Source organism: Paludibacter jiangxiensis (assembly GCF_001618385.1).
Taxonomy (GTDB): domain Bacteria; phylum Bacteroidota; class Bacteroidia; order Bacteroidales; family Paludibacteraceae; genus Microbacter; species Microbacter jiangxiensis.
In genome coordinates, this window is record NZ_BDCR01000001.1 from 703,070 (window position 1) to 716,627 (window position 13,558).

At 43.5% G+C, this 13,558-nt stretch carries 12 protein-coding genes; 2 read left to right on the plus strand and 10 right to left on the minus strand.

What is annotated here, in order from left to right:
- Window positions 1-75: 75 nt before the first annotated feature.
- From PJIAN_RS02660 to PJIAN_RS02675, 4 genes are all read right to left on the minus strand, one after another.
- Window positions 76-969, minus strand: a complete 894-nt coding sequence (locus PJIAN_RS02660) for a cation diffusion facilitator family transporter (RefSeq protein WP_068701752.1) — start codon at window positions 967-969, stop codon at window positions 76-78.
- Window positions 970-1,052: 83 nt separating this feature from the next.
- A complete protein-coding gene (gene ilvD / locus PJIAN_RS02665) occupies window positions 1,053-2,876 on the minus strand; it encodes a dihydroxy-acid dehydratase (protein ID WP_084252224.1) in 1,824 nt (607 codons plus the stop codon).
- A gap of 50 nt (window positions 2,877-2,926) precedes the next feature.
- The gene (locus tag PJIAN_RS02670) at window positions 2,927-3,451 is read right to left on the minus strand and encodes a hypothetical protein (RefSeq protein WP_068701754.1); all 525 of its coding nucleotides are present in this window, start codon (window positions 3,449-3,451) and stop codon (window positions 2,927-2,929) included.
- Window positions 3,452-3,734: 283 nt separating this feature from the next.
- A complete protein-coding gene (locus tag PJIAN_RS02675; RefSeq protein ID WP_068701756.1) occupies window positions 3,735-4,652 on the minus strand; it encodes a YitT family protein in 918 nt (305 codons plus the stop codon).
- A gap of 139 nt (window positions 4,653-4,791) precedes the next feature.
- On the opposite strand from PJIAN_RS02675, the gene gldA reads away from it, so the two are divergent.
- Both gldA and PJIAN_RS02685 read left to right on the plus strand, forming a co-directional pair.
- Window positions 4,792-5,697, plus strand: coding sequence for a gliding motility-associated ABC transporter ATP-binding subunit GldA (gene gldA, locus PJIAN_RS02680; protein WP_068701758.1), 906 nt, complete (start codon window positions 4,792-4,794; stop codon window positions 5,695-5,697).
- A 25-nt stretch (window positions 5,698-5,722) separates the two neighbouring features.
- Entirely contained in the window at window positions 5,723-6,304 is a 582-nt protein-coding gene (locus PJIAN_RS02685) for an exosortase/archaeosortase family protein (protein WP_068701760.1), read from the plus strand.
- A gap of 43 nt (window positions 6,305-6,347) precedes the next feature.
- Here the strand turns inward: PJIAN_RS02685 and murC are convergent, their stop codons facing one another.
- The 6 genes from murC to PJIAN_RS02715 all read right to left on the minus strand — a co-directional run bounded on the left by murC (window position 6,348) and on the right by PJIAN_RS02715 (window position 13,480).
- The gene (murC, locus tag PJIAN_RS02690; RefSeq protein ID WP_068701762.1) at window positions 6,348-7,721 is read right to left on the minus strand and encodes a UDP-N-acetylmuramate--L-alanine ligase; all 1,374 of its coding nucleotides are present in this window, start codon (window positions 7,719-7,721) and stop codon (window positions 6,348-6,350) included.
- Between the two features lie 43 nt (window positions 7,722-7,764).
- On the minus strand, window positions 7,765-8,259 hold the full coding sequence (locus PJIAN_RS02695) for a DUF4251 domain-containing protein (protein ID WP_068701764.1): 495 nt from the start codon (window positions 8,257-8,259) through the stop codon (window positions 7,765-7,767).
- A 58-nt stretch (window positions 8,260-8,317) separates the two neighbouring features.
- Window positions 8,318-9,409 carry an anhydro-N-acetylmuramic acid kinase gene (locus PJIAN_RS02700; protein ID WP_068701766.1) on the minus strand — a complete coding sequence of 364 codons (1,092 nt, stop codon included), beginning with the start codon at window positions 9,407-9,409 and terminating at the stop codon, window positions 8,318-8,320.
- Window positions 9,410-9,512: 103 nt separating this feature from the next.
- Complete coding sequence (gene cls, locus PJIAN_RS02705) at window positions 9,513-10,958, minus strand: cardiolipin synthase (RefSeq protein WP_068702696.1); 1,446 nt, start codon at window positions 10,956-10,958, stop codon at window positions 9,513-9,515.
- 77 nt (window positions 10,959-11,035) lie between these two features.
- A complete protein-coding gene (locus tag PJIAN_RS02710; RefSeq protein ID WP_068701768.1) occupies window positions 11,036-11,317 on the minus strand; it encodes a hypothetical protein in 282 nt (93 codons plus the stop codon).
- A 117-nt stretch (window positions 11,318-11,434) separates the two neighbouring features.
- Window positions 11,435-13,480 (minus strand): tetratricopeptide repeat protein, encoded by a 2,046-nt coding sequence (locus PJIAN_RS02715; RefSeq protein ID WP_084252225.1) that lies wholly within the window; start codon window positions 13,478-13,480, stop codon window positions 11,435-11,437.
- Window positions 13,481-13,558: the final 78 nt, after the last annotated feature.

Here is a 13,558-nt window from a genome sequence, read left to right on the forward strand (position 1 = left end):
CATTTCTGGCAGCTCTGCACATTTTTACTTCAATTTATTCTGATTTTATATTTCTCGCGCTGCGAACGAATTATTTCAACAGCACCCTGCTTCAAACTCGCATTGTTCGTTTTCCGTTTCAAATTCGATGGTGGCATGGTAAATTCCAAACTCCTTGCAAAGATTTCGAATGGATGTTTTCAAACCCGACAATTCATTTACGCTAATTGCACAACATGTTACCACATGCAACGTGATGATATGCCGTTCTCCGTCCAATGTCCAGAGATGAACATCATGCAGATCCTTCACCTTATCGAGCTGCCTGATCTTGTCGAGCAATTTCGGTTCATTTACCTCAGCCGGCACCTTCTGCATCAAAATTTTGAACGAGGCTTTCAGGTTTTTGTAAACGTTTGCCAATACCCAAACGCTGATACCCAAAGAAAGAATCGGGTCGAGCACCGGAACATCTACAAACATCATCACCACACTGACAATCAGCACGGCAATCCAGCCCAACACGTCTTCCATAAAGTGCAGCATCACCGCTTTTTCATTCAGCGAATCTCCCTTTTTCAACCGGAAGATGGCCGCTCCGTTGACTGCAATCCCCAGAATGGCAAGAAAGAACATTCCCCGGGCATTGGAAACTTCGGGGTGGATCACACGACCGATAGCAGCCTGTATCACAAAAATAGAACCTACCAGCAGCACCACAGAGATAAAGATAGCCCCCAAAAGAGAGAAACGTTTGTATCCGTAGGTATAGTTCAGGTCGCCTTTTTTGTTGGAGAGACGTTGCAGGTACCACGCCACGCCCAGCGAAATACTGTCGCCAAAATCGTGCAAGGCATCCGAAAGGATAGCCACACTATTAGTGAGCAAGCCGCCTACCAGTTCGATGATAGCAAAACCCAGATTCAGGAAAAACGCCGCAACGATATTTCCGCTTGCATGATCGTGATGATGTGAATGGTCGTGAGACATTGTTCAATGTTTAATTGTTGAACCGTTTAATCATTGATCTGAAGATACAGATTTCATTTTCAAATCTTCAAATTCTCTAATTTTCAAATTACCCTTACCGCTCCCTTGTCAGCCGAACTTACCATGCTGGCGTACGCACGAAGCGCTTTTGATACTTTTCGGTCGCGGTCGGCAGGCGTAAAAGCCGCATCGCCACGGGCTTCTTCGGCTTTGCGGCGGTTCTGCAACTCTTCGTCGCTCACTTTTACGTTGATAGAACGGTTCGGTATATCGATTTCAATGATGTCGCCATCTTTTACCAACCCGATGTTACCTCCCGAAGCTGCCTCCGGAGAGATATGTCCGATCGATAAACCGGAAGTTCCACCCGAGAAACGACCATCGGTAATCAGAGCACACTCTTTACCTAGGTGTTTCGATTTGATGTACGAGGTCGGATAGAGCATCTCCTGCATACCGGGGCCACCTTTCGGTCCTTCGTGAGTGATTACCACTACGTCGCCCGAAACGACTTTCCCGCCCAGAATGCCTGCACAAGCAGCATCCTGCGAAGTAAACACTTTGGCCGGACCTGAGAATTTCCAGATGCTTTCGTCCACACCGGCAGTTTTGATAACGCAACCGTCCAGCGCGATATTGCCTTTCAGAATTCCCAGACCACCATCTTTGGTGTAGGCATGTTTCACATCGCGGATACATCCGTTTTCACGGTCGGTATCCAGTTCGGCAAACTGTTCGTTTTGCGATCCCAGCACCAGATTGAAGCGGTTGGCGGGAGCGCTTTTGTATTTATTGATGGCTTTGTCCGAAACAGCCGGACTTTTGATATCGTATTGAGCAATCGCTTCCTCCAGCGTAAGCCCATCGGCACGGTTTACGGATGTATCAAGCAAGCCACCACGATTCAGTTCAGCCAGAATACCCAAGATACCACCGGCACGATTTACATCCTGGATATGATATTTTTGCGTATTGGGTGCCACTTTGCACAAACAGGGCGTTTTACGCGAAAGAGCGTCAATATCGTCCATGGTAAAGTCCACTCCGGCTTCGTGAGCCACAGCCAACAGATGGAGCACCGTGTTGGTAGAACCGCCCATCGCAATATCCAGAGTCATGGCATTGAGCACCGACTTGCGGGTTACAATCGACAGCGGCAACACGCTTTCGTCACCATCCAGGTAATATTTGTAGCAATTCTTTACGATCAACTCTGCCGCGTCCATAAACAGCTGTCTGCGATTAGCATGGGTAGCCACAATAGTACCGTTGCCCGGAAGCGCCAAACCGATAGCTTCGTTGAGGCAGTTCATGGAGTTGGCGGTAAACATTCCTGAGCAGGAGCCACAGGTAGGACAAGCAGCGCGTTCTACCTTTTCCAGAACACTTTCGGGAACATTGCTGTCGCCACCCTGCACCATAGCATCGATCAGGTCGAGTTTCTTATCTTCCAACCGGCCTGCTTCCATCGGCCCGCCAGAAACAAATACCGTCGGAATATTGAGGCGCATGGCAGCCATCAGCATCCCCGGAGTAATTTTATCACAATTGCTGATGCAGATCATGCCGTCGGCCTTGTGCGCATTCACCATGTATTCCACACTGTCGGCAATAATGTCGCGCGATGGTAGCGAATAGAGCATTCCGTCGTGACCCATGGCGATACCGTCGTCGATAGCGATGGTATTGAATTCGGCAGCAAAGCAACCCAATTTTTCGATTTCGGCCTTAATTTCCTGACCGATTTCGTGCAAATGAACGTGACCCGGCACAAATTGAGTAAATGAATTAACGATGGCAATAACCGGTTTGCCCATCTGATCGTCTGTCATTCCGTTGGCACGCCACAACGAGCGGGCTCCTGCCATCAAACGACCTTGTGTTGTTGTATTGCTTCTGAGTTTCATTTTGTATGTATATTTGTTTCTGACTTGATTATAAAAACAATGACTTAATCTTAAGAATAAGATGGATTACTACAAGTTTCTCTGAGTTTTACTACAAATTTATTGCCCTTTATCTTGATAATTGTTTGATCGTCATTGGGTGCTGGTGGCGGAGGTGGAATCTTAAAATAAGATTTATACGAAACCACACTTTTTCCTGCTGTCTTTTCAACCCAATAGTTATCAATCGAATCTGTCACAAATCTATATCCTTTATATCTAAGACAGGCTTTAAATGGAGAATAACTAAATGTTTCTCTTATTACTGAATCAAATTCACTTTGAAATGATAAAGTTGAATCAATTGAATGATAAGTAAACCAAATAACATATGTACTGCTATCATTAGAACACTTTTGCTTAATGGCAATCACAGAATCTAGAATTGAATAAAATAAAGACTGCTTTGCTCTTACAAGAAGTACTTCTTTCTTAGCAATTGTGTATGCTGCCTCTTTTTTATTCTTCTGAACGGATTTCTGTTGGCAACCCAAAAACAATATACCAGCAACTAAGCATAAAGCGAGTTTTTTCATAATTAAGTATCAAAAAAGCCCTTCTCATGGATGAGAAAGGCTTCGTTAATTCGTTTATATATCGTTCAATCTACTACATGCCTGACTCACCCTTTAGGATTTGACTAAAAGGACGACCACGTTCACGAGTAGAATAGAATTGTTCATTGTTGAATCGTTTTGTGGATGCAAAGATAGGCGTTTTTTATTCTCCTGCAATAATCTTTCAAAAAAAAGTTCCCAAAAACTTCTATTTTGTTGTTTCAGGGTGCTATTTAATGATAGATTGCAAGCTGAAATTGATTTACTTCACTTTCATCGCTTCAAAACCCTGACCATACACACCGATAACAGAGCCCTGCGAAACAAACGCTGCCGGATCGATCGATTTGACCAATCGGAATATCGCAACCGACTGGTTTTTACGGGCAATGACCATAATCACCTTCACTGGCTCTTTCGAATACCAGCCTTCTCCATTCAGAATCGTTACTCCGCGATGCACTTCGTTGTTGATGCGATCGGCGATCTTCTCATGCTCACGCGAAATAATAAAAAATTGCACCGATTGGCGCACACCGTTCACCACCATATCGAGCGAAACAGACATCACAGCCAGCGTTACCAACCCAAAAACCACCTTTTCGAGGCTTCCAAGAATAAGATACGACGAACTGATAATAATCACATCGCAATAGAGCATTGCCCGGCCGAGTGTTATATTGCGACTCTGATTCAGAATTTTTGCAATAATATCGGTTCCTCCCGAACTTCCGTTGGAGATAAAAACGATACCGACCCCCACTCCGGCCATGATACTTCCAAGGATACAGGCCATAAAAGAGTCGTTGGGACCGACAAAAGTACCACGTGGTATAATAGGAATAACCGAGAAAAGGAATGTCAACACACCTACACCAAAAATCGTTTTCAAGCTGAAAGACAATCCGATATTACGGATGGCAATCACCAAAAGAATGGCGTTGATGGCAAAATAGGGAATGGAAACCGGAATTCCCGTAGCAAAAAAGATAAGTGCACCTATACCCGTTACACCACCACCCGGGATCTGATGCGGAAGCAGAAATGCTTTCCAGGCAAAGGCATAAAGCAGCAAGCCAAATACAATTTGCACGTGATCCCTGATATCCGAAGCTTTCGGACGTAATTTACCCCAATTATTCGGAACGCGAATCCCTTTTATCTTCAGTGAACGATTCATCTATTGTAACAGGTTTAGGATCAATCTGCAAAATAATGGTTATTTTTGTGAGACTTTATACGTGATATCATTGCATGTCTGTTTTGGGCAACGTTCCGTATTAGCAGGCACAAAGATACAACAAATTGAGAAGGAATACATGTCATTATCGATTCAACAGTTAACTAAATATTACGGCCAGCAGGCAGCCCTCAACAATGTTTCGTTCGAGCTTCATGCTGGTGAGATTGCCGGATTTCTGGGACCAAACGGAGCCGGAAAATCTACGCTGATGAAAATTGTCACCGGATATATCTCGGCCGATGCGGGCACCGTTTCCGTTTGCGGCGAAAAGGTGACGGAAACCGGACTCGAAACACGCCGGATGATCGGTTATTTGCCGGAACACAACCCGCTGTATCCTGATCTTTATGTGAAAGAGTATCTTCAGTTTGTGGCAGGAATGTACCATTTGGGCAAGCAAAGCAAGAGTCGGGTGGATGAAATGATAGAACGCACTGGCCTGACCGGTGAATATAAAAAGCGCATAGGTCAGCTATCGAAAGGCTACCGTCAACGTGTCGGACTGGCACAGGCGCTGATTCACGATCCCAAGGTGTTGATTCTGGATGAACCGACTACCGGACTCGATCCCAATCAGCTGACTGAGATAAGAAACCTGATTATTGAAGTTGGGAAAGAGAAAACCGTTCTTTTCTCCACTCACATCATGCAGGAAGTGAAGGCAATTTGCAAACGTGTAATTATTATCAACAACGGAAAACTGGTAGCCGACAGTACGGAAGACAGCCTTCTTCACGAAGTTGATAAAGACCGGTTCGGAGCACTTGTTGAATTTGCCGGAGTTATTGTTCCCGACAGACTTTGTTCCATTCCGGGAGTGCTGCGTGTTGACCCGATTGGCAAAAACACCTTTCAGGTGACAAGCACGACCGATGTTCGTTCTGACATATTTCGTCTGGCTGTAGAGACCAATATACCCCTTTTGACTCTGCAACAGCAAGCACAAAGTATGGAAGATGTATTCAAAAAGTTGACCAACTAAAATATGAAATCTTAACCTGGTTGTTATGTTAACGAAAGCCGACATAAAGCAGTATGCTACAAGATTAACTCCTTTCAAAGGAGTATTCATCTTCATCGTAGTGATGATGGCAGCTAACTGGTTTTGGAAAATTTTTGTTCACGATGGCAACTATGACACGGATGTAACATTTCTCGGCATTAACATAACAGGTCCTTTCATTTTTGAACAAAAGGAGATTATACGGGTTGTCAGTCTGGTTTTTGAATTGTTCAATATCCCCTTTGCCGTCAGTCATGGCACCATGTTTGAATTTGCCAACAGGCAGAGCTCCGAAATAGCCTGGGGATGTACAGGTCTCAAGCAAGCCTTCATATTTGCTTGCATTATAGCATTCAGCCGTGGCCCATGGAAACACAAGTGGTGGTACATTTTAGCCGGGCTGCTTGTCGTCCATGTGGTAAATGTGTTAAGAATAACGGTTGTGGGAGTAGTACTGAGCCACGATCCAGAAGCATTCGAAATAGTACACAGCTATTTCTTCAAGTATATATTTTACCTCATTATCTTCCTGATGTGGGTCATGTGGGAAGAGTATTTTTTCAAGAAAAGCCTTCAAAAAGCATAAAAAACCGGAGCTACTGTCAGTCAGTAAAACTCCGGCTTTAGATTTATTTTCTTTCTTCGAGCAACTGTTTTATGTCCGGTAGCAGCCGGTCAATATCGCCAGCCCCAAATGTTGCAAGCACATCAAAATTTTTCTTTTTTGCAAGAATACTGAGCAACTCCTGCTTGGTGCAAAGTGTCTTCTTTTTGGTCGTAATCCGGTCAAAAATAATTTGGGAAGTAACACCCGGTATCGGTTGCTCGCGGGCAGGATAAATATCGAGCAAAATAACCTCATCAAGCAGAGACAGCGCCTCAGCAAAACCCTCAGCAAAGTCGCGGGTACGGGTGTAGAGGTGCGGCTGAAAAATACCACACACTTTACGTTCGCCATACACCTTCTTGATTGAACTGATGCTTGTTTTCAGTTCCGTAGGGTGATGCGCATAATCGTCAATAAAAACCAGCTTATCGCTCTTATATTGAATATCAAAACGACGGTGAATCCCCTTAAAGGAAGCCATTCCGGCTTTCAGCTCTTCGGCTGTTGCACCGGCCAGCCAGGCCAGAGCCATTGCTGCAGTTCCGTTTTCCACATTCACCGGAACAGGAACTCCGAGACGTATATTATGAATTTCTTCGGTCGGTGTGTGAAAATCGAATATGATTTCGCCGTTGGAAATCCGCATATTGGTAGCTTTGAAATCCGCATCCTGATCGACAGCATACGTATAGCATTTCACAGACGAATGAACACGGGGAGTTAAATCAGCTCCTTTTTTGACGATCAAATAACCTCCTTCACGAACCAACGAGGTGAAGTGTTCAAAGCTCTCGCGGAATGCTTCCGGTGTCCCGTAAATATCCAGGTGATCGGGATCGGCGGCCGTAATAACTGCCATGTAAGGTGTAAGTTGATGGAACGAACGATCGTATTCATCAGCCTCAATCACGACATAATCACTCTTTTGAGATAGCAAAAGATTGGTCGTGTAGTTTTTGGAAATTCCTCCCAGAAAAGCATTGCAATCCACGTGCGACTCTTTGAGCAGGTGCGCCGTCATAGTCGATGTGGTGGTTTTGCCGTGTGTTCCGGCAATACAAATACCCCGTTGCTGACGGGTAATCTCGCCCAGCACCTGCGCTCTTTTGAGGAGTTTGAATCCGTGACGTTCAAAAAAAAGCCGTTCCGAGTGGTCGGCAGGAACGGCAGGTGTGTAAACTACAAGGGTATTGTCGGGTTGCTTAAATAAAGTGGGGATTAAAGAGACCTCATCTTCATAATGGATGGCAATTCCTTCTTTTTCCAATTGTTGAGTCAGATCGGAACGCGTACGGTCATAACCGGCAACGTCAAATCCTTTAGCCCTGAAAAACCGGGCCAAAGCACTCATTCCAATGCCGCCTATTCCGAGAAAATAAAAATTTTGATAAGACATTTCTTTCTAAATAGTATATCAGTTAACAAGTTGTATCGTGGTGTCATTTATCCGGCAATTCAATCGTACCCGAAAAGTCGATTGCCTGCCGGTTGTTACTGGTGACACTAACTGTTGTCGTGCCATTCAGCCAAATAGAGACAAAGAACCGGTATGTATCTTCCTTTGCCCTTACTTTGAAACTAACAGTAAAGCTCTTATTCTTTGCATTGAAAGTTGTTTTTTTCTCCAGCACCGGTTCCGAAAATTTAATTCCGCCCTCACTGCCGATCGGAGCTGAATAGGCTCTTCCAAAATAAGGCAGATAAGAGATGGCAGAATCCTGCGCAATAGTGAGCGTATATTCGGACGTAAGAGGAATCATATTACCCCGCATGGGTCGGGCCTGATCCAGTATCAGGCGATAACGCTCGGTTTCAACTGCTTTTTTTACTTTGGCTTCCTTCGCGGCAGCCTTGCTTTGCCGGCTTTCATTCTGGCTCCAAACGATTCCCGCGAAAACCAGCAATCCCATCACAAGAAAGAATTTCGTCTTCATAAGAAAATCTCATTTAAGTAAAACAAAACTAAGCTCTAAAATATCTGCACAACACGAATTATTTATACATCAAAGAAACAGGTAGTCCGGTGATACTCCCGGAACAACTATCCTCCGGCGCCCCGGTAACCGATGCAAGAGTATTCACCTCTCTATTTACCCGCAAGAAACCAAGAAAGGCAAAGATTAACGCCTCCTTATAGTTTACAAGCAGGCTGTCCGGCACATGAAGTTCATGATGTGTCAGTTGCTGCATTCTCTCAACCAAAAATTTATTCAACGCACCGCCGCCGGTTATCAACATTTTCCCTTTGGACAATTGTTCCACATCGCGGGTAATCTGATACGCAATGTGCTCTACCATAGTCCTCATTTTATCTTTCAACGGGATTGATGACTGAATAAGCATCGGCTGGAAAACATCCGTAAACCACTCTTTTCCCAACGACTTGGGCCCCTTTTCATTGAAATAGCTCTGGTTGTTCATCGCATCGAGCAATGATTGGCTCACATTACCCGAACGTGCCATTTCTCCGTCCCTGTCATATTCCGCTCCCGTCTGACGTGCCAGATAGTTGAGAGGCATATTGCACAAAGATATATCATAGGCCAATCTGCGGCCGTTAAGATTATATGAAATATTGGAAATACCTCCCAGATTAAGGCAAAAGTCATAATCAGAGAAGAGTAACTGATCGCCTATTGGGACCAATGGAGCTCCCTGACCGCCCAAAGCCACATCCAACGATCTGAAATCGTATACAACCGGAATCCCGGTTTGGGCAAGTATCGCATTCCCATCGCCAATCTGTGACGAAAAGCCAAGTTGCGGCTGATGGAAAATGGTGTGCCCGTGCGACGCAATCAGGCAAGGATGAAGATTCTGTTTATCAATAAAAGAACGCACCTGAATGCCAATATATTTTCCCAAATCAGCATTGGTCTTTACAAAATCGTAAGCCGAACCGGTTTCAAGCGTACTCAATCGTTGTTTCCATTCTTCAGAATACGGAACAGTTTCTGCTACGGTAATTTTGTAATCGTACTTTCCGTATTCATTGCGGTTAAATTCACAATGAGCAATATCCAGCCCATCGAGCGATGTGCCTGACATCAGGCCTATTACACTGCTAACTTCCAAAGAACGCATAGCATACGATATTTACAAAAATCAGAGGTTATTTTCACAATTTTGTTTTGACAAAGGTACATAAATTAGCCCGTATTTGCTCCCCGAATGTCACATTCCAATATTACAACAAGGGGCTAAACAAGCGAGCCACCGACTCTTTAATGCGTGTTGAAATCGGACGGTTGCTCCACTCTTCAAGGGTAATCTCAGTGCATAACTGTTGATCGGCCAGGAATATTTCTTTGAGTTCCACCGCACTTTTCTGATCGTAAATAAACGCATTGAGCTCAAAATTCTGTTCGTAGCTTCTGAAATCCATATTCGCCGATCCGACTGTTGAAATCTCATCGTCGATTACAATTGCCTTACTGTGCATAAAAGCATTGCGGTAGAGATAAATCTTAACACCCGCCTCAAGCGACTGCGTAATATAGGAATAGCTACACGATTGAGTCATGGGGGTATCGGTCTTTTCGGGCATCATTACCCGCACATCGACACCACCGAGAGCAGCAGTTTGAAGAGCTGACATCACAATGTCGGTAGGCATAAAATAGGGAGTCTGTACGTAGACATAGCGGGTTGCTGAAGTTACAGCCACAAAAATACCCTGCTGGATATTCTCCCAGTCTGAATCCGGACCACTGGTTACGACCTGCACCACGTTGTCACGGTCAGGAATGGGTGGAATATAGGGGAAGAAATGATCGCCGGAAAGCAACTGGCGGCTCACAAAAAACCAATCGGTAAGAAACGCGTATTGCAATCCATGGATAGCCGGACCTTCGATGCGCATAAAAGTATCACGCCACATGCCCAGTTTATTGCCTGTCAAATATCTATCGGCAATATTGACACCTCCGGTAAAGCCCACACTACCGTCAATAATCACTATTTTACGGTGATTCCGGTAATTTATCCTGTTTTTGCGAATGGTAATTTTGAAGTGAGCCGGTAAAAACGAGTAGAGTTCTACCCCGGCAGCTCTGAGCTCATTTTGCTGAGGCCTCTTGAAATGAAAACTTCCCACGAAGTCGAAAATCAATCGTATGCGCACGCCCTGAGATGCTTTACGGATAAGCAATTCACGGAATTTTTTTCCTACTTCATCATCCTCAATGATATAAAATTCGATATGAATTTCTTTTGTTGCTTTTTCAATTTCGCCAAAAAGGGCATCAAACGTATCAACGCCATTCGTGTAAATGCGAATATCGTTCCCCTGAAAAGCAAGGGCTTCACTGTTATTCTTCAGCAAATGGATAAGGTGCTTTTTGCTTTCGGACAAAGAACTATTATCCACATCCAGTTCTTCCAGATTCTCTTTGGGACGGTTATGCAGCCTTCGTATGCTCTTCTTGGCAACAATTTTCTGCTTGCGGTAGTCCTGTCCTAAATAAAGATATAAGATAAAGCCGAGTAAAGGAAGAAAAATAAGCACAAGAATCCATGCCAGCGATTTTACAGGATTACGGTTTTCCAGCAAAATCACCACAATGGTAGGTGCCATCGTAAAAAGATAAATACACAGCAACAACCATTCCGGAATTGAAGAAAGGTGAAACATCTGTTCTCTCTTTTTTGTAGATATAACGCTTGAGAGCAACAAATGTAAAGAGTTTTAACAACAAAAGCAAGTAAAATTTAAAGCTCTCCTTTTCTTCTATCTGTAACCCTTCGGTATATCCAGGCTATAGTAAACGTAGGAATGATATCCGTCGAGGGAAATGCCTCTTCCAGAAAATCGACAATACCACCCAGCACACCTACCCTGCCGCCGAACAGAAAATAAAATATGGCTGCAGATACAGGCGCCCAGACTATATCGGACAATTCACCCAGAGCAGGTACGACATAAGACGCACACCCTATGGCATCCAACAGGATACAGAGCCATAACGAGGGTCGTTTACGGGATTGAAGCATAATTTCAGAAATGATAATTAAGGGAAATGGGCACCAACGACAACCATACATGTTTCGAACCGTAAAACTTGTTCAGGTTCTGAATGCAGATAATGGGTTCTCTGAAATCAAAAATATTTATTTACAGCTTTCCTTTATTTTGCGGGTATTGTCAATCCCCATTTGTTGTGCAATATGCCAGTCTCGACAGGCACTTCTGGTATCAGACAACTGATACTCTGCATTGCCTCTGTAATTATATGCTTCTCCGAGATTTGAATCCAGTTCGATGGCCTTATTCAAATCAATCACAGCTTCTTTATACTTTTTGACAACACATTTTGCAATGCCGCGGCCACAATAATACAGAGCCATATCTGGTGTTAATGCAATGGCTTTGTCATATTCGCTTATAGCTGACAACATGTTGTTTTCAAAACATTTAATCTGGGCTAAAATAAAATGTGCTTGTCCTGATTCTGTACTCAAAGTCATTGCTTGCTGACAGTCATTCTTGGCTTTTGCTACCTGATTATTGGCAATATAAGCCATTGCCCTTAATAGCAAAGCTTCAGAAGATTTCGGGTTCAACTCAATAGCCATAGAATAATATCGTATAGATTCAGACAGATCATTCAATCCTCCATAAGCATTTGCCATGCACAAACAAATATCGTAACTCCGGGGGTTGATAGCAAATGCTGCACAATACTCCTGTAAGGCCGTTTGCGGATCTCTTTTAATGTTAAATGCTAAATTACCTTTTCCGACTAAAGCATCATCGCACTTCGGATTGATTTTCAACGCATTTGAAAAATCGGAAAGAGCTTCTTCATACATGCCCAACATGCCTTCCGTATTTCCGCGCATTACAAGAAAATCGATATTGTTACTGCTATTTTTGGCTGCAATATTATAATAATTCAATGCTTCTTTATACTTACCTGATTTATTGTAAACATTTGCCAAATGAAAATAGATCCCTTCGAATTTCGGATTAAGAGAAAGTACCTTTTCAAAATCATGGATAGCCTCCTTAAAATCATTGCCGGAAGTATATCTGAGTATTCCTCTGTTGGCAATAGCTTCTTCAAAGTCGGGATTCAGAGTGATTGCCTTATCGAAGGCCTCAAATGCAGCATGATAGTTGAGTAATTGAAAGTGAACAAGGCCAAGTACATTATAGACAATGTAGTTATCGGGTTGAACGGCAATGGCTTTATGGATATCGGCCATGCAACCGGCTGTATCACTCAAATTTAGTTTAGCCCATGAACGGCTTGCATAATAGATTGATTGCGTGGAGTCGAGAGTAATGACCTTGTCGTAGTCTGCCATCGCGAGCCTGAAATTGTTGGCTTTCAGATAGGAGTTTGCCCGTTCAAAATAAACTTCTTTATCGTTAGGAGAATGTATAAGTGCCTGATTGTAATAATCGATAGATGATTGATAATCACCTTGCAAATTATAAATCAATCCCTTTTGATAATAACCGAGATGATTGGAAGGAACAAGCCGAATGACAGCGTCAAAGTCTTCGAGTGCCGACTGAAAATTGCTCATTCTTGCAAGCAGCGATCCCCTGTTCAAATAAAAATCCGGCTCGTTGGGATATAATTGGATAGCCTGGGTAAAATCGGAAATGGCATCTTGCCATTTTCCATTAGCCGCATTTATCATTCCTTTATTACCCCAATTTTCCGATTCGCTACCTGCCGCCTGCGATTTTGGCAATTCAAGAATTTTAAAGCTACCATCATTCAGATTAAACATACATCTTCCAAGTCGTTGCATTCCTTCAGGTCCGAATGAAAGAGAAGTTCTGTTTTCTTTGATTAATGTTGCCGAAAGGTCGGTAATGACAGAGCCTCCGATTGCTAAAGTGCGGATACGAACCGCGGCATTAGCTGGAAGAATGCCCGCTAAAAGTTGTTCTTGCGAAATGCCTGAAAGATCCGAAGGTTGAATAAAGTTGTTCTTTAGCAGATAAGCAGCCTCAGCAATGGTCAGGTCTGTATTCTTTACGGATACATCAAAGGAACATTGCACATTCGATCCATTGATTTTGCAGGGGATATTCAATCCCGTTGCCATCTTTTGATTCGAAAATATAGGTTTAGTATTTCCGAACAGATCAACCAGATTAAAACTGATTAGTAGAAGAAACAAGACTATTCGACCCATATCAAAAGGATGTGTTTTTCATGAAGCGGAAGATTCACCGGATAAATTAAGATTATCCGGTGAATTATTATTTGGATT

Excerpts from the sequence above, each read along its gene's own strand:
- PJIAN_RS02660 (WP_068701752.1), bottom strand. The coding sequence starts at position 969 with ATGTCTCACGACCATTCACATCATCACGATCATGCAAGCGGAAATATC.
- ilvD (WP_084252224.1), bottom strand. The coding sequence starts at position 2,876 with ATGAAACTCAGAAGCAATACAACAACACAAGGTCGTTTGATGGCAGGA.
- PJIAN_RS02670 (WP_068701754.1), bottom strand. The coding sequence starts at position 3,451 with ATGAAAAAACTCGCTTTATGCTTAGTTGCTGGTATATTGTTTTTGGGT.
- PJIAN_RS02675 (WP_068701756.1), bottom strand. The coding sequence starts at position 4,652 with ATGAATCGTTCACTGAAGATAAAAGGGATTCGCGTTCCGAATAATTGG.
- gldA (WP_068701758.1), top strand. The coding sequence starts at position 4,792 with ATGTCATTATCGATTCAACAGTTAACTAAATATTACGGCCAGCAGGCA.
- PJIAN_RS02685 (WP_068701760.1), top strand. The coding sequence starts at position 5,723 with ATGTTAACGAAAGCCGACATAAAGCAGTATGCTACAAGATTAACTCCT.
- murC (WP_068701762.1), bottom strand. The coding sequence starts at position 7,721 with ATGTCTTATCAAAATTTTTATTTTCTCGGAATAGGCGGCATTGGAATG.
- PJIAN_RS02695 (WP_068701764.1), bottom strand. The coding sequence starts at position 8,259 with ATGAAGACGAAATTCTTTCTTGTGATGGGATTGCTGGTTTTCGCGGGA.
- PJIAN_RS02700 (WP_068701766.1), bottom strand. The coding sequence starts at position 9,409 with ATGCGTTCTTTGGAAGTTAGCAGTGTAATAGGCCTGATGTCAGGCACA.
- cls (WP_068702696.1), bottom strand. The coding sequence starts at position 10,958 with ATGTTTCACCTTTCTTCAATTCCGGAATGGTTGTTGCTGTGTATTTAT.
- PJIAN_RS02710 (WP_068701768.1), bottom strand. The coding sequence starts at position 11,317 with ATGCTTCAATCCCGTAAACGACCCTCGTTATGGCTCTGTATCCTGTTG.
- PJIAN_RS02715 (WP_084252225.1), bottom strand. The coding sequence starts at position 13,480 with ATGGGTCGAATAGTCTTGTTTCTTCTACTAATCAGTTTTAATCTGGTT.